Genomic DNA, 22,464 nt, shown 5'->3' on the forward strand with positions numbered 1-22,464 from the left:
GCGCGCGCGTGCCTCACCGGATCCTCGGCCGGACGGTCCTCGTGCTCTGCGCGGCCCTAGGCGTCCTGGCTCTCGGGATCGTCCTGGTCGCCGTGCCCGACGGAGCGCCGACGTCGTCAGATGCGGGTGCGCCCTCGGTCCCGTGGTGGGCGGTGCTCCTCCCCGCAGCCGTGGGCATCGCCCTCACGCTGACGCTGCCGCGCCGGGTGCTGGAGCAGCCCGCGATCGTGTCCGAGCCGGCGCGGCACCGGGCGGCGACGTGGATCCTGCTGGCGCTCGCCGCGGCCTTCCCGCTCGCGGTGGGAGCGCTCGGGCTGGCGCGGAGCGAGGGCTACGTGCTCCTGAAGGCCCTCCTGCTGATCGCCCTCCCCGCCGCCGTGGTCGGCGTGCTGCGCGGCGTCCGCATCGACCGCGTCCGCGATGCGCAGCGATGGTGGGCGCCGATCGTGGTCGTGGTGGTGTGGGCGCTCCTGGCGCAGGTCGCGCCGTGGAACCCGCGGCCGGACCTCGACGGCGTCGACCCCGCGACGCTGCTCGTCACCGCGGTGGCGACGGCGCTGACGGCCGGGATCGGCGAGGAGCTCTTCTACCGGCGGTGGCTGCAGACGCGGCTCGAAGCGTCGCTCGGCCCCGCGCCCGGCATCGCCCTCGCGTCGCTGGTCTTCGCGCTCATGCACCTGGCCTCCCACGGCACCGGCGCCCCGGTGCTCGACGTGGCCCGCGTCGTCGTCGCGCAGGGGTCGTTCGGGCTCCTGCTCGGGATCCTGTGGTGGCGGCACCGGAACCTGCCCGCCATCATCGCCGCGCACGTCGTCATGAACGGATGGCCGATCGCCGAGCACCTGGTCGCGTGACGCCAGCCGGTGTCGGTCCGGCCCGCGACCCGTCTGCGAGCATGGCCGCATGGATCCCGACGACGAGCCCGACCTGGTCCCCGAGCTGCTGGTCACCGACCTCGCCGCGAGCCTCGCGTTCTGGCGCGACCTGTGCGGCTTCCAGGTGCGGTACGACCGCCCGGACGAGGGCTTCGCGTACATCGCGCGCGGCGGGGCGCACCTCATGCTCGAGCAGGCCGGCATCATCCGGAACTGGGTGACGGGGCCGCTGGAGCGGCCGTTCGGGCGGGGGATCAACTTCCAGATCGCCGTCGAGGACGCCGACGCGGTGGCGGAGGCGCTCGCCGCGGCCGGCGTCGCGCTCTTCCTCGAGCCGGAGACGACCTGGTACCGGATCGGCGACGAGGAGACGGGCGTCCGCCAGTTCCTCGTGCAGGATCCCGACGGCTACCTGGTGCGGTTCCAGTCGTCCATCGGGCGGCGGCCGGCGGAGGCTCCCGCGGGCTGACGCCGCCGCGGCCCGCCCGGTGCCGGGCGGGCCGCGATCGTCACCCCTCCGCGATGCCCGCGGACAGCGTCGCCCCCGCCGCGGTGAGCGCGTCGACGAGCTGCTGCCCGCTCACCGTGGTGGTCTTCTGCCCGCCGATCATCAGCGTCGGGGTGCCGGTGACGCCCGCGGCGGTCGCCATGTCGGTGTTGGCCGTGATCCAGCCGGCGTACGCGCCCTTCTCCGTGCAGGTGAGGGCTTCGGCGTCCGTGACCCCCTGCGAGCCGAGCCAGGAGGAGAAGTCCTTCCCCGTCCACGAGTCGGTCGCGGCCGAGTGGTTCGCGAAGAGGGCGGAGTGCACGCCGGGCCAGGCGGACGGGTCGTGCTGGAGGACGCACGCGGCCGTGCTGCCGGCGACGCGGCCGTAGTTCGTGACGATCCGGATGGGGTGGTACACGACGCGCACCTGCCCGGATGCGGCGACCCGGTCGAGGAGCGGGCCGGTGGCGGCCTCGTACTCCTGGCAGTGCGGGCAGGAGTAGTCCTCGTAGATGTCGAGCGTCACGGGTGCATCCGCGGCGCCGACCGACACGGCATCCGGCTCGGTCGCGACGTGCGCCTCGCCGGCGCTCGCCAGCTGCACGGTGGCGTCCGCGATGGGCGCCACGCTGCCGGCCGACGCCTGCTGGCGGAGGAGGCTCGCGCCGCCCCAGATGCCGGCGACGAGGATCACGACGGCGCCGGCGACGCCGAGCTGGGTGAGGAGGCGGCGGCGCTTCCGCTTCGCCTCCTCGAGGCGGCGCTGCGCGTTCGCCTTCTCCCGGATCTCGCGGGTGCGGTCGCGGTCGGCGCTGGACTTCTTGCTCATGATGCGGTGCTCCTGTCGGTGGGTCGGACGGGGTCGGGGTCGGTGTCGGTGTCGTGGAGGAGGGGGAGGTCGGGGACGCGGTCGCGCGCGCGGCGGATCACGGCGTCGGCCGCCGCTCGTCGGCGCGCTCGTCGAGCGCGGACAGCCGCGCGTTGTAGGCGCGGAGCTCGGCGTCGCCGTCGCGGGCGGCCGCCCGGTCGTAGCGGGTGGCGGCGCGCTGCTCGGATCCGGACCACTGCCGCACGACCATGAGCGCCACGAGCACGACGGGCAGCTCGCCCGCGCCCCACGCGATGCCGCCGCCCGCAGCCTGGTCGGCGAGCAGCTGCGCGTCGGTCGCGAGGCCGAGCTGGTGCCACCAGTCGATCGCGAGGATCTGCGTGCCCGACATGATCGCGAGGCCGAAGAACGCGTGGAACGCCATGGTGGCGAGCAGGAGCATCAGCCGGATCGGGTACGGCGGGCGCGTGGGGCCCGGATCCACCCCGATGAGCACGAAGAAGAAGAGGTACCCGCTGATCAGGAAGTGGACGGTCATCAGCATGTGGCCCTGGTGGGTGGCGAGCGACCACTCGAACCACGGCGTGTAGTAGAAGGCCACGAGGCTGCCGGCGAAGACGACCGCGGCGACGATCGGGTTCGTCACCAGGCGCGAGTACCGGGAGTGCGTCGCGGCGAGCACCCACTCGCGCACGCCGCGGCTGGCGTCCTTCCGGGCCGGCAGCGCGCGCAGCAGCAGGAGCACGGGGGCGCCGAGCACGAGCAGCGGCGGCACGTACATCATCAGCATCATGTGCTGGATCATGTGGGTGCTGAAGTGCACCGCCCCGTACACGGCGGGCCCGCCGCTCGTGGCGTAGACGAGCATCGCGCAGCCGAGCAGCCACGGCACCGTGCGCGTGCCCGACCAGGCGTCGCCGCGCCGGCGGAGGCGCCGCACCGCGACGAGGTAGAGCCCGGCCATGACCGCGGCGACCCCGAGGAACAGGAAGTCCGGGTGGACGGCGGTCAGCATCCGGAGCGGCGTCACGGGGTCGGGGAAGGTGAAGCCGATGAGCGACGCGAGCGGGTCGACGTCGGCGATGGTCGTCTGCGGCACGGGCGGGGCGCTGCGCGAGAGCGCCACCGAGACGCCCATCGCCACGGACATCACGACGACCTCGCCGACCGCGAGGCGGAGGAACGCCGTCCGCCGGGTCGCGTCGCGGACGAGCCCCGGGATGAGGATCCGGCGGTGCGCGAACCCGGCGACGCCGAGCGCCACGAGGATCGCCGTCTTCACGAGGAGCAGGAGCCCGTACGGCGTCGTGATGAGGTCGAGCGGCGTGCCGATGCGGAGCGACGCGTTGACGATCCCCGACAGCGCGACCGCGACGAACGCCCATCCGGCGAGCGTCGAGTAGCGGGCGACGACCGCGGGCAGCGCGCCCTTCGTGAGCTTCTGGCAGAGGATCACCGCGACCAGCCCGCCGGCCCACACGGTGACGCCGACGAGGTGGATCCCGAGGCTGTCCACCGCGTTCGCGTGCTCGTACGTGCCCGCGGCGTGGCCCGACAGCGAGAGCGGGAGCAGCGAGGCGAGGGCGACGGCCGCGGCCACGCCGATGCCGGAGACGCTCCGCGTCCACGCGCTGATGCCGAACGCGACGGCCACGCACACCAGCGACGCGAGCAGGGTCTGGCCGAGCTCGAGCTGGAACGCGAAGTAGCCGAGCTGGCCCCGGAAGGTCGGGGAGGTGAGCGGGACGCCGATCACGTTCGCGCCCGAGAGGGCGAGCACGGCGATGCTGGCGGCGAGCCACACGGCGGCGGCGCGGGTCGCCCAGCGGGTCGCCCGCCACTGCGCGAAGCTCGCCATCCCGGGGTGCTTCCGCTGCCCGGGCAGCGCGAACGCGGCGACCACGAGCAGGCCGATGGTCACGGCGGCGGCGGCGTCGTGGATGACGCGCGCGACGGGCAGGCCGTAGGTGACGACGTCGCCGGGATCCACCAGCAGCGTCCGCGTGGTGGCGCCCGTGAAGGCGGCGGCGGCCAGCGTCACGGCGACGGCGAGCGGGAGGCACGCCCAGAGCAGCGCGGGGCGGGCGCGGATGCGCGGGACGGTCAGCGTGCGGGGCACGAAGACGGGGTCGTCGGGATCGGGGCGGTCGTGGTCGGTGACCGGATCTGGGGAGGGCAGGGCGGAGCGTGGGGGCATGGGGTGTCCTGGGTGGGCGCCGGGATCGGGCGCGGCGGGACGGCGGCTCTCCGGGTGGGCGATCCGAGCGGGTCGGATCTGCCGGGTCGCGGAGGGCGCGGGCGCGTCGGGGTGCGCGTCCGAGGACGCGCGAGGGCACGGCGCCGGGAGGCGTCGTGCGTCGTCGGGGCGCGCGGGAGCGCGCCGGACCGGGGCCGGTTCAGGCCGCGGCGGGTGGCCCGCGGTGGGGCGACGCGGCGACGCAGACGCCGAGGTCGCGGATCTCCGGGCGCATCGCGCGCGCGACGCGGTGGCGCACCTCGGCGCGCGGCACGACGTCGAGCGCGGCCACGAGGATCAGCGCGCGGAGGCTCGTGCGCGCGAGCGCGACGAGGTCCCAGAAGGCGCGCTCGCCGGAGCGGAGCGCCACGATCGTGAGGACGGCGGCGAGCAGGTGCGCGACCCACATCGCGGATCCGTGGTGCATGCCGCCCATGTCGCCGGCGCCGGCCGCGGCCCCGCCGGCGCTCACGACGTGCCCGCCCATGCCGTGGCGCCCGCCGACGACCTGCAGGGTCGTCGTGGTCGGGGCGCCGACGGTGAAGAGGAGGTGCAGGACCGCCTGGCTGCACGCGACGGCGACCGCGAGCCGCCCGGTCGACACGGTGCGGCCGGCGAGCAGCACGCACGTCGGCAGCGCGAGCGCCGCCGCGACGACGAGGCCGACCGCTCCCGGGACGGGGCCGCCGCCGGCGAGGTGCGACAGCATCGACACGAGGATCGCGAAGGCGGCCGTGACGGCGCCGCGTGCGACGCGCGTGCCCCGCCCGGCCATCGCCGGCGTCCTCGGTTCCCTCATTTGCAGAACAGCCTAGGTGCGGCTTCCGGGGAGACGATGGGCGACGTCGGCTCCGCGGCCCGCGCCCGCGCCCGCCGCACGGGGGCATACCCCACCTCGATCCGGGAGCGAGCAGGATGGGCCACGTGCCCGTCGCTCGCGAGGCTGGGATCATGAACACGACACCGCCCACCACCGAGGCCGAATCGACGCCCGTGCCATCCGAAGAGCTCCTGCCCGACGCCGCCGACGCGTCCGACGCCGGCGGTCCCCCGTCCGACGCCGCGGGCGGGAGCGACGACGTGGACCCGGACGACGCGGCCCCGCCCGTCGCGCGCCGCCGCTCCCTCTACTCCTCCGCCTGGCGGCGCTTCCCCCGCGACATCGGCTACATGCTCCTGACCGGGATCCTGTGCGCCACGGTCTACCTCGCGCTCCCCAACATCGTCTTCAGCCTGATCAGCGAGCTCCTGTGGTCGGCGTCCGGCCTGTTCGCTGCCCTGGCGCTCTCCGTCGTGCTCTTCGGGTCGCTGTTCGCGGCGCGCGGGCTGGGGGCGGTGGAGCGGGTCCGCATCGGGTGGGCCGAGCCGCGGCCGATCCGGCCGGTCGACTGGACCCCGCGCTGGACGCAGAACCGCGCCATGCGCCTCCTCTCGGCGGTCGCGAATCCGCACTACTGGCTGTACCTGCTGCACGCGGTCGTCGTGTACCCGGTCGTGGCCATCGTCACGCTCGGCGCGGGCGTCCTCCTGGCGCTCGGGTTCATCGCGCCGGCCCTCGGCGGGATCGCGGTGCTGGCGCAGGGCTGGCAGATCAACCTGCTCCTCGAGCGCTTCGGCTACGACCCCGCGCGCACCTGGACGCTGGCGTTCGTGCTCTCGGGCGTGACGATGATCCTGTCCGTCGTGCTCCTGCCCCTCTGGACCCGCGGCGCCACGCTCGCCCACTACTGGACCGACCACGCCCTCCTCGGCGGCTTCCGGTCCGACGCCCTCGAGCGCCGGGTGCAGGGCCTCGAGCGGTCCCGCGCCGGCGCCGTCACGGCCGAGGGGCAGACGCTCCGCCAGATCGAGCGCGACCTGCACGACGGTCCGCAGCAGCGGCTCGTGCGCCTCCGCATGGACCTCGCGGCCGCCGAGCGCGCGCTGGACGCGGATCCCGAGCGCGCCCGCACGCTCATCGCCGAGGCGTCCGCCCACGCCCACGACACGCTCGAGGAGCTGCGCGCGCTGTCCCGCGGGTTCGCCCCGCCGATCCTCCTCGACCGCGGGCTGGTGGCCGCCCTCGAGGCGCTCGCGTCCCGCTCGACGGTCCCCGTGGCGCTCGACGTGCAGCTCCCCGAGAGCCTGGCGCTGCCGACCGAGGTCGAGCGGAACCTGTACTTCACCGTCAGCGAGCTGCTCACCAACGTCGCGAAGCACTCGGGCGCGACCCGGGCCGACGTGACGCTGGCGCTCGTGAGCGACCTCGACGGCGACCGGGTGCTGGCCGCCCGCGTGACGGATGACGGGCAGGGCGGCGCGTCCGTCCAGGAGGGCCACGGGCTCGAGGGGCTCCTCGGTCGGCTCGGCGCCCTCGACGGCGACGTCAGCATCTCCAGCCCCGCCGGCGGACCGACGCGCATCACCGCGCGCGTGCCGCTCGTCGCGCTGAACGGCGTGCCGACCGACCCGCGCACCGCCGCGGCCGGGTCGGCCGCCGACGGCACGGGATCCGACGGCGCGATCGCCGCCCCGCCCGCCGCGTGACCCGCCCGCTCGATACGATCGGGGCCATGGACGACGGCCCGGATGCAGCGCGCATCCGGGCCATCGTGGTCGACGACGCGGTGCTGCTCCGGGAGGGGCTCGCGCGGGTGCTCGTGGAGGCCGGGATCGACGTGGTCGCCCAGTACAAGGACGCGGATGCCTTCCTCGCCGCGCTCGCCGACGACGCCCCCGACGTGGTGGTGATGGACGTCCGCATGCCGCCGTCGTACACCGACGAGGGCATCCGCGCGACGGTCGAGGCCCGCCGCCGCGTGCCGGGGATCGGCGTGCTGCTGCTCTCCCAGTACGTGGAGGCCGCGTACGCCGAGGAGGTGTTCCGCAGCGGCACCGCCGGGATCGGCTACCTGCTCAAGGACCGGGTGACGCGCCTGGAGGAGATCGACGACGCCGTGCGCCGCGTCGCGTCCGGCGGCACCGTGCTCGACCCCGAGGTGGTGACCCAGCTGATGGCCCGACGACGCGATCCCCTCAGCGCCCTCACGCCGCGCGAGCTCGAGGTGCTCGGGCTGATGGCCGAGGGCCGCACCAACCCGGCGATCGGGCGGGCGCTCGTCATCGGCACGGGCGCGGTCGAGAAGCACGTGACGAGCATCTTCGCGAAGCTCGGCCTGGAGGACACGGGCGAGGACCACCGGCGGGTGCTCGCGGTGCTGGCGTACCTCGGCTGACGGCTCGACCGGGCTGACGGCTGACGGCTCGACCGGGCTGACGGCTCGCGCCCGCGGAGGCCCGCCGACCGCGCGTGTGGAACGCCACGGAGGCGCCCGCACCCGACACGGGAGGATGTCCCGTGCGCGCCCTCCACCCGATCACCCCGGCCCAGCTGCCGGACGTCCTCCTCCGCGTCTCGCTGGCGCGTCCCGTGCACCTGTGGGGCGCTCCGGGCATCGGGAAGTCGACCATGGTCGAGGCCTTCGCGCGCGAACTGGGCATGGACTGCGTCACCCTGATGGCGACCCAGCTGGCGCCGGAGGACGTCGCGGGCGTGCCGCAGCTCGTCACGCGCGAGGACGGCGTGACCTTCTCCCGGTTCGCCCCTCCCGAGCTGCTCGTGCGCACCGAGCCGTTCGTGCTGTTCCTCGACGAGCTCAACGGGGCCCGGCCCGAGGTGCAGAAGTCGTTGTACTCGCTGGTCCTCACGGGCCGGGTCGGCGACCACCGCCTGCCGACCGGCAGCGTCGTCATCGCGGCGGGCAACCGCGCGACCGACCAGGCCGCGATCAAGCCGATGCCCGCGCCGCTCGTCAACCGGTTCGTGCACGTGCACCTGCGCTCGTCGGTGGACGACTGGCTCGCGTGGGCCGTGGACGCGCAGATCCATCCGGCGGTGGTGGAGTACGTCACCCAGCGGCCCGACCACCTGCACGTCGAGCCGCCGAAGACCGAGGAGGCGTTCTCCACGCCCAGGTCGTGGCACGCGCTGGCCGACGCGCTCACGTCGTGGGGCGAGGATCCCGACCCGGACGTCGTCGCGATGCTCGCCGCCGGCTGCGTCTCGGCGTCGCACGCGGCGTCGTTCGCTGCCTGGTGGAAGATGCGCGCGCGGGCGTACGACCTCGAGGCCATCCTCCGCGGCGACCTGCGCTGGCCGGCGGAGGTCGCCGACCGCGACCTCCTGCACTTCCACGCCCTCTCGTTCCGGGCCCGGCTGGCGAAGGACCTCCCCGCCGACATGAGCCACGCGTCGCCGGCCGGGCGGCAGTTCGCGATCCGCGCCAAGGGCCTGCTGATCGAGCTGGCCGACCTCTCGCTCGAGATCGCGCAGATCGTGGTCGCGCCGGACGACACGGGCGCGCCGACCCTGCCCGCCTGGTTCCTCGTCGAGCTCGTGCGGGACGTGCCCCGGCTGGCGGAGAAGCGCTCGGCGTGACGCCCCGGAGGAACTCGACGGGACCGAAGGACCCGGGTCTCGCGGCGGTGATGCTCGGCTGGAGCAGCGTGCGCCGGCACCCCATGTTCGCCCACATCGCGGAGGAGCTGTCGCTGGTCCGGCACGCGAACGTGCGCCCGGACGACGGGTGGGCGCAGATCGACTCCGAGACGTGCGACATCGTGGTCGACCCCGTGCGCCGGGCGAGCGCGGAGGAGTGGGCGTGGGTGTTCGCGCACCTGGTGCTGCACCTGGGGTTCGGCCACCTCGATCCGCGCCCGCCGTCCTCCTCCCGGGTGGAGGCGACCGCGGCCGACGTCGAGGTGGACCGCTTCCTCGCCTCCCTCAAGTTCGGGCGCAGCCCGTTCGCGCTCCCCGTCCTCTGGCCCGTCGGCGCGCCCGAGCGCCTCGTCGCGGAGTGGCGGCTGTCGGGCGTCCCGTCGGGGCTCGAGACGTGCGGCACCGCGGGCGCGGCATCGTGCGTCACGCGGGGCCGACGCGCGTATGGCAGCCCGCCCGACTGGCCGCAGCTCTTCGCCTACGGGCTCACCGACGCGGTGACGGCCGCCATGGACGTCGCCGGCGGGGCCCGGCGCTCCCTCCACGACCCCTCCGCGCCGCTGCCGCCCTGGGAGCGCGCGCGGCGCTGGTTCCTGTCGGCGTACCCGCTGCTCGGCGCGACCACGTCCACCCTGACCCTCGTCGCCGACGCCGAGCTCGCGCGCGGGTGGGACATCCCCATCGCGGCGGTGGATCCGGTCGCCGGCGAGCTGTACGTGAACCCGCTCGCCGTGCACTCCGAGCAGGAGTGGCGCTTCATCCTGGCGCACGAGACGCTGCACGCCGCGCTGTCCCACCACGCGCGCGTGGGCGGGCGCGACCCCTTCCTCTTCAACCTCGCGACCGACTTCGTGATCAACGGCTGGCTGCTCGAGATAGGCGTGGGGGAGATGCCGGCCGGCCTCCTCCACGATCCGCAGTTCGCCGGGCTGTCGAGCGAGGAGGTCTACGACCGCATCGCGACGGACGCGCGCCGGTACCGCAGGATGGCGACCCTGCGCGGCCGCGCCCAGCCCGACGTCCTCGACTCCGGCGGACGGGTCGCGAGCGCCGGGTCCGCGGTCGACCTCGACGAGCTGCTCCGCCGGTCGCTCGGCTCGGGGCTCGACCTGCACCTGGCCGAGGGGCGCGGGCACCTCCCCTCGGCGCTGGTGGCGGAGATCCGCGCGCTCGCGCAGCCGCCCCTCCGCTGGGACGTCGAGCTCGCCCGGTGGTTCGAGGAGATGTTCCCCGCGCTGGAGCCGGTGCAGACCTACGCCCGGCCGTCGCGACGGCAGGCGGCGACGCCGGACATCCCGCGACCCGGCTGGCTGACGCCCGAGGTGCCGACCGCCCAGCGCACGTTCGGGGTCGTCCTCGACACCTCCGGATCCATGGACGTCCGCCTGCTCGGGAAGGCCCTCGGCGCCATCGCGTCGTACGCGCGCGCCCACGACGTGCCCGCCGCGCGCGTGGTGTTCTGCGACGCCGCGGCCTACGACGCCGGGTACCTCGACGTGGACGACATCGCGGGACGCGTGCGCGTGCGGGGGCGCGGCGGCACGGTGCTGCAGCCGGGCATCCACCTGCTCGAGCGGGCGGCCGACTTCCCCGAGGACGGGCCGATCCTGGTGATCACCGACGGGGCCATCGACGTCGTGCGGATCCGGCGCGACCATGCCTTCCTGATCCCGGCGGGCGCCTCGCTGCCGTTCCGCCCGAAGGGGCCGGTGTTCCGGTTCTCGTGAGGGCGCGCGGATCTACCGGGCCGACCACGCGCGCCGTGCGGCTCGCCGGTCGGGCCGCCTAGGGCCGCGGCTCGCCGGCCGGCCCGGACGGGGCGTCGCCGCCGACGCCGCCGGTGGGCTCGCCCTCCCACGACTCCAGGGTCCAGTCCGCGCCGGATCCCTCGAGCACCACGACGCCCGTGTTCTCCAGCTCGTGGTCGGCCACGAAGGCCGCGTCGAGGCCGCGCGCCCGCATGCCCGACCAGCAGCGGATGGCGGCGCCGTGGCTGACGAGCGCCACCGTGCCGTGCCCGGTCGCCTCCGCCTCGGCGACCACGGCGTCGTACCGCGCGGCGAACTCGCGGCCGGTCTCGCCGTCCGCCAGGCGCAGGTCGTCCTCGCCGCCCACCCAGCGGATCATCGTCTCCAGGTACTCCGCGACCGACGCGCGGTCGCCGCGCATCTCGAGCCCGCCCGCGGCGATCTCGCGGATGCCCGCCCGCTCGACCGGCGTGAGGCCGAGCGCCTGCGCGAGGGGCGCGGCCGTCTCGTGGGTGCGGCGCATGGTCGAGACGTACAGCGCCCCGATCCGCGCGTCCCGCAGGGTCTCCGGGAGACGCGCGGCCTGCTCGCGCCCGAGGTCGGTGAGGCCGGGGCCGGGGATGCGGGTGTCGAGGACGCCCCGCACGTTGGAGGGGGTCTGGCCGTGTCGGATCAGGATCAGGCGCATGCCCCGACGCTATCGCGGGCGTCGGGCAGGCCCTCCGCCTTCGCGAGCCGTGGGCGACACCGACCCGGAAGCCGTCCACGCCGCGGTCGAACCAGAAGCGCAGCACGTCGACGAACTCCGCGTGCACCTCGGGGTTCGACCAGTCGAGGCCCGGCTGCTCGGGAGCGAACATGTGCAGGTACCAGGGCCGGGGCGGCCGTCGGCGTCCGTCCCGTCGCGGAACAGGTAGCGGGCGCGGGCCGCCGGGTCGCCGGCGAGCGCCGCCCGGAACCAGGGGTGCGCGTCGGACGTGTGGTCGGGCACGATGTCGAGCAGCACCCGCATCCCGAGGGCGTGCGCCTCGGCGATCAGCGCCTCGGCGGGGCGCGTGTGGTCCACGCCGACCTGCCGCGCTGAGGATCAGCGCGCGAGCGGCCGGCCCAGCACCAGGGTGAGGAAGCCGAGCGTGCCGCGGTACCCGTCCAGCCACGCGCGTCGGTGCTCGACCGACGCGGTCAGCACCTGCTCGCGGTCGGGGTCGTCGGGGTGCTCGAGCGCCCACCGGGCGAGCGCTCCCGTCCACGACCACTCGTAGTCGTCCCACTCCCGCAGGGTGCTGACGTGGCCCTGCAGCGGGATCCACCCGTCCGCGGCGACGCGCTCCACGGTGGCGGCGAGGTCGTCGTAGTCCTCGGGCTCGGAGCCGAGCAGCTCCAGCACCCGCGGGGTCGGCTCCCGCTCCCAGAAGCACTCGCCGACGAGCGCGCGGCCGCCCGGACGCAGATGCCCGTCCATCGCGGCGAGGGTCGGCTCGAGGCCGCCGAAGGCGTGCGTCGCGCCCACGCTGAGCACGACGTCGAACCGGTCGGGGGAGCTCCACATGCTCGCGTCGGCGCAGACGAGCGTGAGGCGGTCGGCGAGGCCCTCGCGCTCGGCCTGCGCGCGCACCCGGCCGAAGCCCGCGTCGGAGTGATCGACCCCGACCGCCGTCAGCGTCGGATCCCGGCGCAGGGCCCGCAGGAGCCACGTGCCGTCGCCGCAGCCCAGGTCGAGGACGCTGCTCCGCCCGGCGACCGCGGCGTCGAGGAGCCGATCGACGCTGTCGTCGCCCAGCGGCGAGGCGATGGGGTGGTCGGCGTGGGCGAGGTCGCTGATCCGGTCTCTGTCCATCCGGCGAGCCTAGGGGCGCGCTCCGATGGGCGGCGCGCGCCGAGGATCCGCCGCCCCTCCGCCCGTCGCGCAGGCGCGCGTCAGGGGATGAACGGGCGCGGGTACGGGGCGAAGAGCTGCCCGCCCGTCAGCGCGAGCGCGCCGACGAGCCCCGCGGCCGACACGGCGGCGGCCGTCCACAGGGCCAGCATGGTGTGCCGCCGTGAACCACCCGGGGCGCCGCTCGCGATCCCCCGCAGCAGCCCCCATCCCACTAGGTGCGCCATCGCGATGAAGACGAGCGTGACGATGAGGAGGCCGGGGCCCGAGGGGGCGAAGCCGTGCCGTGCGGACTCGGAGTCCTCCTCGTTGGCGAACGGGATCGCGGTCCACGCGGCCGTCATGATCGGCACCCCGATCGCGGCGCACGTCACGAAGGCGGCGAGCAGCCAGGGTGACCGCCAGCGGGTGCGCGGGTCCTCGGGAGCGTCGGTCACGGCCCGATCCTAGTGAGCGGCTCCATCGCCGGCGCGCGGCGGCGAGGCCGCGGCATCCGCCCGCTGCACGCGCTGCACGCGCTGCACGCGCTGCACGCGCTGCACGCGCTGCTCCGCGGGGACCGAGACCGTCGCGACCGGACGCCCGATCGGCCCGGACGCGGGAAGGCCCCGCGGATCACGAGGATCCGCGGGGCCTTCCGGTGTCGCGTGGACTACGCGAACGTCTTCGCGTCGATGACGAAGCGGTAGCGCACGTCCGACTTGAGGACGCGCTCGTAGGCCTCGTTGATCTGCTCGGCCGAGATGAGCTCGGTCTCGGGCACGATGCCGTGCTCGGCGCAGAAGTCCAGCATCTCCTGCGTCTCGGCGATGCCGCCGATCATGGATCCGGCCCAGCTGCGGCGCGCGGGGATGAGCGCGAACGCGGGGATCTCGAGGGGCTCCGAGGGGGCGCCGACGTTGACGAGCGTGCCGTCGATCGCGAGCAGGCCGATGTACTTGCTCATGTCGAGCTTCGCCGAGACCGTGTTGATGATCAGGTCGAACGAGCTCGCGAGCTCGGTGAACGTGGAGTCGTCGCTCGTCGCGAAGTAGCGGTCGGCGCCGAGGCGGAGGCCGTCCTCCTTCTTGGAGAGCGTCTGCGAGAGCACGGTGACCTCGGCGCCCATGGCGTGCGCGATCTTCACGGCCATGTGGCCGAGGCCGCCCATGCCGACCACCGCGACGCGCGTGCCGGGGCCCGCGTTCCAGTGGCGCAGCGGCGAGTAGGTGGTGATGCCGGCGCAGAGCAGCGGCGCGACCTTCTCGATGTCGAGGGACTCGGGGACGCGGAGCACGAAGTCCTCGTCGACGACGACGGCCTCGGAGTAGCCGCCCTGCGTGATGGTGCCGTCGGCCGGGTCCACCCCGCCGTAGGTCTGGATGTTGCCCTTCAGGCAGTACTGCTCCTGGCCGGCCGTGCACTGCTCGCACTCCTTGCAGGAGTTGACCATGCAGCCGACGCCGACGAGGTCGCCGACCTTGTGCTTGGACACCTCGGAGCCGACCTCGGTGACGCGGCCGACGATCTCGTGGCCGACGACCTGCGGGTACTGGATGGGGCCCCACTCGCCGCGGACGGTGTGGATGTCGGAGTGGCAGACGCCCGAGTAGGCGATGTCGATGGAGACGTCCTTCGGGCCGACGTCGCGGCGCTCGATGGTGGTCTTGACGATGGGGTCGGTGGCGGACGGGGCCGCGTAGGCGTTGACGGTGCGCATGGTTCTCCTAATGCTGTCCGGTGGGGGAGGGGAGGGATCAGGTCGATCCGGCCGCGCCCTCTTCGGATGCGGTACCCCTCGACGCTACGCCCGCGGGAGGGGCTCCCCGAAACCACGCGGTTTTTCCTCGGGCGCCGGATAGCGTGGCCGGATGCCCGCTCCCACCCTCCCCGGCCCGACATCGACGCGATCCGGCCCGGTGACGGGGCTCCGGGACGGCGACGTGATCCGCTACCTCGGGATTCCTTACGCGACGGCGGCCCGCGGCGTCCCGCCCGTGTCGGCGGTGCCCGCGCGCGGACCCGACGGGCGACCGGTCGTGCTCGCGGCCGTGCACCCGGCGCCCGCGTGCCCGCAGCCGTCGTCGCGGATCCTCGACACGCTCATGCAGGGCGCCCTCGACGGGATCGAGCGCTCGGAGGACTGCCAGCGGCTCTCGGTCACGCTGCCCGCGGACATCGCTCCCGGCGAGGTGCTGCCCGTGATCGCGTGGTTCCACGGCGGCGGGTACACGACGGGCGCGGGCGACCTCGCGATCCACGACCCGCGGGCGCTCGTGGTGGAGCAGCGCGTGATCGTGGTCGCGGTGACCGCGCGGCTCGGGCTGCTCGGGTTCGGCGGCGGCGGCGGCGGTCGCGGCGGTTCCGGTCGTGGCTCGTCCGACGCCCCGCCCGCGAACCTGGGCCTCCTCGACCAGATCGAGGCGCTGCGCTGGATCCGCGACTCCATCGCCGCGTTCGGCGGCGACCCGGGATCCGTCACTGCGATGGGCCAGTCGGCCGGCGGCGACGCGATCCTGCACCTCATGGTGAGCGACGGCGCGCGCGGCCTCTTCCGGCGGGCGATCGTGCAGAGCCCGCCGGTGGGGATCACGGGCGGGCGCGAGCGCATGTTCCGCACGATGGCGCGCGTCACGCGCGGGCTCCGTCCCGACGCGCCGCTCGCCGACGTGATGCGGCGCCAGGCCCGGGCGGAGCGCGCGTCGTGGGCGTCGGGGATCCGCGCGGGCCTCCCATGGGGTCCGCGCTACGGCCACGCGCCGCTGCCCGCCGAGGCCGACCGCGACGCCGCGTGGCGGGAGGCGGCGCCCCACATCGACCTCCTCATCGGCACGACCCGCGACGAGACCGCGATGTACCTGCCCGCGCTGCCGGTGGTCGGCCCGCTGCTCGCCGTGCCGGTGGTCGGGCCGGCCCTCCGTCGCGTGCTGATGCGCGTCGTCGTCCGGCCCACCACGCGCCGCGTCTACGCGCGGCCCGTCGCCGAGTTCGTCGCGCGGCACCGGCGCGCCGGCGGCCGGGCCGTCCGCTACGTGCTCCGCGCGGCCCCGGCGTCGAGCCCCATCGGCGCAGGCCACACGTCCGACCTCCCGTTGATCCTCGGCACCCGCGACGCGTGGACCCGGATGCGGCTCGTGCCCCCGGAGGCGTGGCCGGAGGTCGCCGCCCGCGGCCGCGCCGTGCGGCAGGTCTGGGGCGACTTCGCGCGCACGGGCGAAGTGGCGGCGGATGCGGACGCGCGCGACTGCGGGATGCGGTTCGACCGGGGCTGATCGCCGGACGCGACGACGGGCGCCGCCGCGCGGATCGCCTCCCGCCCCCCCATGTCAAGGGGGTAGGCGACGGCATCGACGCGGAGTCGGCTCGACGCACCGACGGAGGGAGCGACATGCGAGCGATGGTCTACCGAGGGCCCTACCGGATCCGCGTGGAGGAGAAGGACATCCCCCGCATCGAGCATCCGAACGACGCGATCGTGCGGGTGACCCGGGCGGCGATCTGCGGATCCGACCTGCACCTGTACCACGGCCTCCTGCCGGACACGCGGGTCGGCACCACGTTCGGCCACGAGTTCATCGGCGTCGTGCACGAGGTCGGCTCGTCGGTCGAGAGCCTGTCCGTGGGCGACCGGGTGATGGTGCCGTTCAACATCTACTGCGGATCCTGCTTCTTCTGCGCCCGCGGCCTGTACTCGAACTGCCACAACGTGAACCCGAACGCCACGGCGGTCGGCGGCATCTACGGCTACTCGCACACCACCGGCGGATACGACGGCGGCCAGGCGGAGTACGTGCGCGTTCCGTTCGCGGACGTCGGCCCCATGGTGATCCCCGACGACATCCACGAGGAGGACGCCCTCGTGATGACCGACGCCCTGAGCACCGGCTACTTCGGCGCGCAGCTCGGCGACATCGCGGAGGGCGACACGGTCGCGGTGCTCGGCGCCGGACCCGTCGGCCTCTACGCCGCGCGCTCGGCCTGGTTCATGGGCGCCGGCCGCGTGATCGTGGTCGACCAGCTCGACTATCGGTTGCGCATGGCCGAGACCTTCGCGCACGCGGAGACGCTCGACTTCTCGGCGGTGAAGGACACCGTGCTCGCGCTCAAGCGGATGACCGACGGGCTCGGCGCCGACGTCGTCATCGACGCGGTGGGCGCGGAGGCGGACGGGCACGCGCTGCACCAGATCACGGGCACGAAGATCAAGGTGCAGGGCGGTTCCCCGGTGGCGCTCAACTGGGCGATCGACGGCGTGCGCAAGGGCGGCACCGTGAGCGTGATGGGCGCCTATGGGCCGGTGCCCGCGGCGATCAAGTTCGGCGACGCCGTGAACAAGGGCATCACGATGCGGATGAACCAGGCGCCCGTGAAGCGGCAGTGGCCCAGGCTCATCGAGCACATCCGGGCGGGGCACTTCTCGCCGCGCGACATCATCACGCACCGGATCCCGCTCGAGCACATTGCGGAGGGATACCACACGTTCTCCGCGAAGCTCGACGACTGCGTCAAGACCGTCATCACGTTCGACGAGGAGTAGGAGCCAGCCATGCCGTACCGCGCGAGCGACCACCACCGACCCGTAGACGCCGACGCGCTCCGGGCCCGGATCCCGGGCTGGGGCGCCGACCTCGACCCCGCCGACCGTCCCGCCTTCCCGCGGGAGCGCACCGACCTCGTCTCCGGCGCGCACTGGGACATGCCCGAGCGTCAGCAGGAGCTGCGGCCGCGCGAGCGCTCCCTCGAGCACACGGAGCTGCCGCCCGTCTTCGGCACGGTCGCCCCTCTGCACGGCGTCTCGGGCGCGATCAAGCGCTACGCCTACGCGACCTTCAGCGAGGGGCGGTCCGTGCACTGGCTGCTGCTGATGCTCGGCGACCGGGTGGACGCCGCGGGTGCGCACCTCGGATCCCTCGTGAGCGGTCGGCCGGACGACCCGCTCACCGAGACGGGGATCCTCACCGAGGGCCGGCACCACCCGGTCGCGTCGCGCGTCGGGCGCGGGCGGGCGGACATGAAACACGCGTGGATGGACCCGCTGATCGTGGGCGCCTGGCCCATCGCGGCGGTCGCGCTGCTGTTCGCGGTGCGGCGGAAGCGGCGCTGAGGCGGCGGCTCAGCCGCCCTGCACCCGCACGGGCCCCGCGCCCCGGTCGCCCAGCGCGTCGTCCGGGTTGAGGAGGCCGCAGGCGCGCATCGAGAGGCAGCCGCAGCCGATGCAGCCCGTGAGCTCGCGCTCCAGGCGCTCGATGCTGCGACGGCGCTCCTCGAGCAGGCGCTTCCAGCGGCGCGACGCGCGCTGCCAGTCGGCATGGCTCGGCGGGCGGTCGAGCGGCACGTCGTCGAAGGTGGCCTGCACGTCGGCGAGCGGGATCCCGAGGCGCTTGGCCACCGTGATCAGCGACACCCGCCGCAGCATGTGCCGCGCGTACCGGCGCTGGTTGCCCGCGGTGCGCTCGGCGGCGATGAGGCCGAGGTCCTCGTAGAAGCGGAGGGCGGACGCGGCGACGCCCGTGCGGCGGCTCATCTCGCCGACCGTGAGCAGCTCGTCGGGGGCGTGACGGGGAGCGTGGCCGGGCGTCGCGGACGCGGCCGTCGGCTCCTGCGCATCCGCCACGACGTCCCCTCCCGATTGACCTCAAGGGTACGTGAGGTTCTAACGTGGACACCATGCGCACCACCACCCCCGCCGTCCCGACGGCCCCTGCCCGTGAGGACGCCCTGTGACCTACGTGATCGCCCTCCCGTGCGTGGACGTGAAGGACCGCGCCTGCATCGACGAGTGCCCCGTCGACTGCATCTACGAGGGCGAGCGGTCGCTCTACATCCACCCCGACGAGTGCGTGGACTGCGGCGCCTGCGAGCCCGTCTGCCCCGTCGAAGCCATCTACTACGAGGACGACCTGCCCGAGAAGTGGTCGGACTACTACACCGCGAACGTCGAGTTCTTCGCCGACCTGGGCTCGCCCGGTGGCGCCACGAAGATCGGCGTCGTGCCGAAGGACCACCCCGTCATCGCCGCGCTCCCTCCCCAGGGCGAGCAGGCGTGAGCGCCGACACCGACCTCTTCAAGGCCGCGTTCCGCGGGCACCCGGCGGGCGTCGCGCTCATCACGGCGCGCACCGCCGACGGGCCGTCCGGACTCACGGCGTCGAGCGTCGCGTCGCTGTCGGTGGATCCGCCCGCGCTCTCGTTCTCGGTGACGCGCGCGACGGGATCCGCCGGCGCCATCCTCTCCGCCGACAGCTACGTCGTGCACCTGCTCGCCGGGCAGCACGCCGCGCTCGCGCGCTCCTTCGCCGTCTCCGGATCCCCGCGGTTCACCGAGGAGCAGGGCTTCCAGGAGCTGCCGACCGGCGAGCCGCTGCTCGCCGACGCGCGCGCCGCCCTCCGCTGCCGCACGTTGCAGACCGTGCCTGTGGGCGGATCCGTGCTGGTCGTCGCCGAGGTCCTCGACGTGATCCTCGGCGAGCCCGCCCCGCCGCTCGTCTACCGCGACCGCCGCTTCCACCTGCTCGAGGACGACCACCCGGAGCTCTAGGCCCTCGGAGGCCGCCCCTGGCGACCTCATCCTCGAACCGGGCCTCGCTGGCCTCCCGGCCTCTCTGTCTCTCGGGCAGGCATCGCGGAGCGGATCCCCGCCGGTCGTGTCCGACCGACGACAGGCGCGCGATGGTCTCTCGATGTATCCCCATGTCTGTCAAGATCTGACAGACGTAGAGAGACAAGGGGAGATCGACCATGGACGGCACGTCGAACCCCTACGCGCCCGGCGCCGGCGCCCGACCCCCAGCACTCGTAGGCCGCGATGCCGAGCTCGAGACCTGGCGCGTCTCGGTCGCACGGGCCGCTGCCGGACGTGCGCCGCGCTCGCTCGTCCTCTATGGACTCCGCGGCGTCGGCAAGACCGTCCTGCTGAGCCGGATGTCTGCCGAAGCCGAGACGACCGGATGGGTCGTCGCGCAGATCGAAGCGGCCGCGGGAACGTCCATGCGCGCGGCGCTCTCCTCCGCTCTCCAGAGCCACGTCGCCCGCATCGCCCGACGCAACCGCAAGCGCCCCTTCCTCCGCGCGCTCAAGACCGCCCTCTCCTTCTCCGCCCGCGTGGACACGGACGGCACCACCACCTTCGGCCTCACCCTCGACGACATCGAAGCCGAGCTCGCGGACTCCGGCAACCTCGAACTCGACCTCACCACCGTCGTCGACGGGATCCTCGACGCTGTCCACGACGAGGGGCTCGGCCTCGCGATCCTGATCGACGAGGCCCAAGACCTCACCGCGGACGAGCTCGTCGCCATCTGCACCGTCGCCCACCGTGCGTCCCAGCGGCAGTGGCCGGTCCTGTTCGTCCTCGCCGGACTGCCCAGCCTCCCCACGCGGCTCGCCGAAGCCAAGTCCTACTCCGAGCGCCTCTTCCAGTACCGGCACATCCGCGAACTCGGACCCGAAGCCGCCGCCGCTGCCCTCACGGTGCCCGCTGCCGACGAAGGTGTCACGTGGGCCGACGACGCCATCGACCTCGTGGTCACGCTCACTGGCGGGTATCCCTACTTCCTCCAGGAATACGGCTCGGAAGCCTGGCTCGAGTCCGCGTCATCGCCGATCTCCCGGGACGACGCACAGAACGGCGCCGGAGTCGCCCTCCGCCACCTCGACGACGGCTTCTATCGCACCCGCTGGGACCGGGCCACACCCCTGGAGAAGGAATACCTCCGCGCCATGGCCGCCGACGGCGACACCGGATCCAGGACCGCCGACGTCGCACGCCGACTCGACCGGACCACGCAACGCCTCAGCAAGATCCGCCAGAACCTGACCGACAAGGGCATCATCTACGCACCCGAGCATGGGCGGATCGCCTTCACCGTGCCGTGGATGTCTGCGTTCATCGATCGCCAGCCCGTCTGACCCCGTCGCCGATCTCGAGGACGACCACCCGGAGCTGTGGCCTCGGGCGGCCGCCCGCGGCATCAGGCGGCCCGTCCTCACGCGATCATGAACTCCGACGGCTTCAGCGCGCGCTCCACGATGCGCACGTCGCCGATCGACGCCGGGAGCACGTGGTCGAGCTTCCCGCCGTAGAGGTTCGCGCCGAGGAGCCACGAGGTCGCGGGCGACGCCGCTGCCAGCCCGCGGTTCGACGTGGACGGGTTCCGCACCACCGGGCATCCGTCGACGTACATGGTCGTGTGCTGGCCGTCGTTCACGACCGCCACGTGCCACCACGTCGCGGCGGGCAGCTCGTGCGACCAGTTGGTGAGCGAGCCCTGCTGGGTCGTCGGGTAGACGCACCACTGGATCTCGCGGCTGCCCGAGACGCTGAGGGTCGCGGCGGGCTCGTCCGGGTCGCCGGCGTCGCCCGGCGTCCTGCCCGCGTCCTTCGCGGAGGCGGCGCGGGAGAGGATCGCGCTGAAGCCGTCCGCGTCGCCGTCGAAGTCCGCGGGGATGCGCACGAACGCCTCGACCGTGTAGCCCTGGCAGAGGGTCGCGGCATCCAGCGGGGCGCCCGGCACGGTGCGCAGGAAGTCGCCCGTCTTCTTGCCGCCCGTGAGCGTGAGGCTGCCGAAGCCGGGCTGGTCGTCGTGGTGCGCGGACGAGAAGCGGAGGGATCCGGGCGCCGCGCCCGCGCGGTTCGCGACCACGAGGTCGTTGCCGTGGCCGGACGCGTCCGCGATGCGGGTGGTGGTACCGAGCGCGGATCCGTCGGTGTGCCCGTCGAAGCGCCAGTACGCGACCGTGCCCGGCACGAGCATCTGCGCGGCGGGCCGGGCGGCGCGCGCGGGGGCGGGCGCGAATCCGGCGAAGCGCTGCTCGAAGTCCACCGACACGGTGAACCGGTCGACGTCGCCGGAGAGCTGCGCCTCCTCGTCCGCGAGCTCGTTGCCGGTGCCGAGCCCGCCGCCCAGGAGGAAAGGCGAGAGGGTCTCGACGTCGATCGCGTCCCGCTCGAGGTCCACGTGGTACAGGCGGATCATCGCGGCGCCGCCGTAGTAGCGGTCCTGGTAGTTCACGAGGTGCAGGTGCACGTCGTGGCCCGCGCGGTTCTTCAGCGTGGTGCGGCCGGGCTTCCAGTAGTGGCCGTTCAGCGTGAGGAAGATCTGGTCGTGCTGCGAGATGAACGAGTCCCAGAGGCCCTGGCCGTAGGCGTCGAGCACGGCGGATCCGTCGGGCTTCGAGTCGACGATGTCGTGCGCCGTGAGGATCACCGGCAGCGTCGGGTGCGCCGCCAGCACGCCGCGCGCCCACTCGACGCCGCGGGCGCTCGTGCGCCAGTCGAGCGCGAGGACGAGCCAGTCGCGGCCGCCCGCCGTGAAGGTGTGGAACGAGTTGTAGCCGTCGGGGCTGGATCCGCGGTAGCTCGGCGACTTCCGGAAGCGCTTCGGGCCGAACGCGTCGAGGTAGGGCGTGCGGCCGCGCTGGTCGTCGGTGGAGGAGACGACGTCGTGGTTGCCGGCGAGCACGCTCCACGCGGCGCCCGCCTTGTCGAGCAGCGTGAACTGCGCGCTCGCGGCCGTGATCTCCTTCTCGGCGCCGTTCTGCGTCACGTCGCCGAGGTGCGCGAGGAAGACGATGTTGTGCCGGTCGCGCTCGGCGAGCACGTAGCGGAGCGACGCCTCGAGCGGCTCGGGGTGGATCGATGCGCCGTCGAAGAGGTACTGCGTGTCCGGCAGCACGGCGATGGTGAAGCGGGGCGATGCGGTGTCGGGCTTCCAGCGGGCGCCGGATCCCTGCTGCGGAGCGGGCGCCTTCGCGGCGCTGGCGCCGAGCGCGTCGTCGGACGCGGTCGCGGCCACGGCGGGCAGCGCACCGCCGAGCCCGGCCACGCCGAGCGCGCCGGCGGCACCGGTCGTGAGGAGGAAGCCGCGTCGGGAGAGCGCGGAACGGGGAGGCGTCGTCGGGTCCTGGGTCACGGGGGACGACGGTAGGGCCGACGGGTGAATGCGGTGCGACACCGCG

Annotated in this window: 21 protein-coding genes and 1 pseudogene; 12 read left to right on the forward strand and 10 right to left on the reverse strand. The window is 74.1% G+C overall.

Annotated features, from left to right (window positions below):
* Positions 1-8: 8 nt before the first annotated feature.
* Positions 9-854 (forward strand): CPBP family intramembrane glutamic endopeptidase, encoded by an 846-nt coding sequence (locus ACU4ZT_RS03190; protein ID WP_254654570.1) that lies wholly within the window; start codon positions 9-11, stop codon positions 852-854.
* 49 nt (positions 855-903) lie between these two features.
* Complete coding sequence (locus ACU4ZT_RS03195) at positions 904-1,344, forward strand: bleomycin resistance protein (RefSeq protein WP_414748382.1); 441 nt, start codon at positions 904-906, stop codon at positions 1,342-1,344.
* 40 nt (positions 1,345-1,384) lie between these two features.
* Here the strand turns inward: ACU4ZT_RS03195 and ACU4ZT_RS03200 are convergent, their stop codons facing one another.
* From ACU4ZT_RS03200 to ACU4ZT_RS03210, 3 genes are all read right to left on the reverse strand, one after another.
* On the reverse strand, positions 1,385-2,191 hold the full coding sequence (locus ACU4ZT_RS03200) for a DsbA family protein (RefSeq protein WP_445337866.1): 807 nt from the start codon (positions 2,189-2,191) through the stop codon (positions 1,385-1,387).
* Between the two features lie 97 nt (positions 2,192-2,288).
* Positions 2,289-4,388: a bifunctional copper resistance protein CopD/cytochrome c oxidase assembly protein gene (locus ACU4ZT_RS03205; protein WP_445337867.1), complete on the reverse strand. Its 2,100-nt coding sequence runs from the start codon at positions 4,386-4,388 to the stop codon at positions 2,289-2,291.
* A gap of 199 nt (positions 4,389-4,587) precedes the next feature.
* Positions 4,588-5,226 carry a hypothetical protein gene (locus ACU4ZT_RS03210; protein WP_445337869.1) on the reverse strand — a complete coding sequence of 213 codons (639 nt, stop codon included), beginning with the start codon at positions 5,224-5,226 and terminating at the stop codon, positions 4,588-4,590.
* A gap of 152 nt (positions 5,227-5,378) precedes the next feature.
* On the opposite strand from ACU4ZT_RS03210, the gene ACU4ZT_RS03215 reads away from it, so the two are divergent.
* The 4 genes from ACU4ZT_RS03215 to ACU4ZT_RS03230 all read left to right on the forward strand — a co-directional run bounded on the left by ACU4ZT_RS03215 (position 5,379) and on the right by ACU4ZT_RS03230 (position 10,631).
* The gene (locus tag ACU4ZT_RS03215) at positions 5,379-6,953 is read left to right on the forward strand and encodes a sensor histidine kinase (protein WP_445337871.1); all 1,575 of its coding nucleotides are present in this window, start codon (positions 5,379-5,381) and stop codon (positions 6,951-6,953) included.
* A gap of 26 nt (positions 6,954-6,979) precedes the next feature.
* Positions 6,980-7,642, forward strand: a complete 663-nt coding sequence (locus ACU4ZT_RS03220) for a response regulator transcription factor (RefSeq protein ID WP_445337873.1) — start codon at positions 6,980-6,982, stop codon at positions 7,640-7,642.
* Between the two features lie 122 nt (positions 7,643-7,764).
* Positions 7,765-8,844, forward strand: a complete 1,080-nt coding sequence (locus ACU4ZT_RS03225) for an ATP-binding protein (RefSeq protein ID WP_445337875.1) — start codon at positions 7,765-7,767, stop codon at positions 8,842-8,844.
* Positions 8,841-10,631 carry a vWA domain-containing protein gene (locus tag ACU4ZT_RS03230; protein WP_445337877.1) on the forward strand — a complete coding sequence of 597 codons (1,791 nt, stop codon included), beginning with the start codon at positions 8,841-8,843 and terminating at the stop codon, positions 10,629-10,631. The genes ACU4ZT_RS03225 and ACU4ZT_RS03230 overlap by 4 nt, the downstream gene beginning before the upstream one ends.
* Positions 10,632-10,689: 58 nt before the next feature.
* On the opposite strand, the gene ACU4ZT_RS03235 is transcribed toward ACU4ZT_RS03230, so the two are convergent.
* From ACU4ZT_RS03235 to ACU4ZT_RS03255, 5 genes and pseudogenes are all read right to left on the reverse strand, one after another.
* On the reverse strand, positions 10,690-11,340 hold the full coding sequence (locus tag ACU4ZT_RS03235) for a histidine phosphatase family protein (RefSeq protein WP_445337878.1): 651 nt from the start codon (positions 11,338-11,340) through the stop codon (positions 10,690-10,692).
* Positions 11,341-11,360: 20 nt separating this feature from the next.
* Positions 11,361-11,700, reverse strand: a pseudogene (locus ACU4ZT_RS03240) (alpha-amylase family glycosyl hydrolase); the annotation flags it as partial.
* 39 nt (positions 11,701-11,739) lie between these two features.
* Entirely contained in the window at positions 11,740-12,489 is a 750-nt protein-coding gene (locus ACU4ZT_RS03245) for an SAM-dependent methyltransferase (protein ID WP_063072340.1), read from the reverse strand.
* An 80-nt stretch (positions 12,490-12,569) separates the two neighbouring features.
* Positions 12,570-12,965: a hypothetical protein gene (locus ACU4ZT_RS03250; RefSeq protein ID WP_270980121.1), complete on the reverse strand. Its 396-nt coding sequence runs from the start codon at positions 12,963-12,965 to the stop codon at positions 12,570-12,572.
* A gap of 215 nt (positions 12,966-13,180) precedes the next feature.
* A complete protein-coding gene (locus ACU4ZT_RS03255) occupies positions 13,181-14,227 on the reverse strand; it encodes an NAD(P)-dependent alcohol dehydrogenase (protein WP_063072338.1) in 1,047 nt (348 codons plus the stop codon).
* 151 nt (positions 14,228-14,378) lie between these two features.
* Between ACU4ZT_RS03255 and ACU4ZT_RS03260 the strand changes: the two genes are divergently transcribed.
* The 3 genes from ACU4ZT_RS03260 to ACU4ZT_RS03270 all read left to right on the forward strand — a co-directional run bounded on the left by ACU4ZT_RS03260 (position 14,379) and on the right by ACU4ZT_RS03270 (position 17,611).
* Positions 14,379-15,779: a carboxylesterase family protein gene (locus ACU4ZT_RS03260; protein ID WP_445337881.1), complete on the forward strand. Its 1,401-nt coding sequence runs from the start codon at positions 14,379-14,381 to the stop codon at positions 15,777-15,779.
* A gap of 116 nt (positions 15,780-15,895) precedes the next feature.
* A complete protein-coding gene (locus tag ACU4ZT_RS03265; RefSeq protein ID WP_063072336.1) occupies positions 15,896-17,044 on the forward strand; it encodes a zinc-dependent alcohol dehydrogenase in 1,149 nt (382 codons plus the stop codon).
* A gap of 9 nt (positions 17,045-17,053) precedes the next feature.
* A complete protein-coding gene (locus tag ACU4ZT_RS03270; RefSeq protein ID WP_414748373.1) occupies positions 17,054-17,611 on the forward strand; it encodes a hypothetical protein in 558 nt (185 codons plus the stop codon).
* A gap of 9 nt (positions 17,612-17,620) precedes the next feature.
* Here ACU4ZT_RS03270 and soxR read toward each other — a convergent pair whose 3' ends face one another.
* A complete protein-coding gene (gene soxR / locus ACU4ZT_RS03275) occupies positions 17,621-18,121 on the reverse strand; it encodes a redox-sensitive transcriptional activator SoxR (protein ID WP_414748372.1) in 501 nt (166 codons plus the stop codon).
* Between the two features lie 106 nt (positions 18,122-18,227).
* Between soxR and fdxA the strand changes: the two genes are divergently transcribed.
* The 3 genes from fdxA to ACU4ZT_RS03290 all read left to right on the forward strand — a co-directional run bounded on the left by fdxA (position 18,228) and on the right by ACU4ZT_RS03290 (position 20,415).
* Positions 18,228-18,554, forward strand: coding sequence for a ferredoxin (fdxA, locus tag ACU4ZT_RS03280; RefSeq protein WP_063072334.1), 327 nt, complete (start codon positions 18,228-18,230; stop codon positions 18,552-18,554).
* A complete protein-coding gene (locus ACU4ZT_RS03285) occupies positions 18,551-19,045 on the forward strand; it encodes a flavin reductase family protein (protein ID WP_445337883.1) in 495 nt (164 codons plus the stop codon). Before fdxA ends, ACU4ZT_RS03285 begins: the two co-directional genes overlap by 4 nt.
* Before the next feature lie 200 nt (positions 19,046-19,245).
* Complete coding sequence (locus ACU4ZT_RS03290; protein ID WP_445337885.1) at positions 19,246-20,415, forward strand: ATP-binding protein; 1,170 nt, start codon at positions 19,246-19,248, stop codon at positions 20,413-20,415.
* 77 nt (positions 20,416-20,492) lie between these two features.
* On the opposite strand, the gene ACU4ZT_RS03295 is transcribed toward ACU4ZT_RS03290, so the two are convergent.
* Positions 20,493-22,418, reverse strand: a complete 1,926-nt coding sequence (locus tag ACU4ZT_RS03295; RefSeq protein ID WP_445337887.1) for a LamG-like jellyroll fold domain-containing protein — start codon at positions 22,416-22,418, stop codon at positions 20,493-20,495.
* Between the last annotated feature and the right edge of the window lie 46 nt (positions 22,419-22,464).

This window comes from Clavibacter davisi (assembly GCF_052751415.1).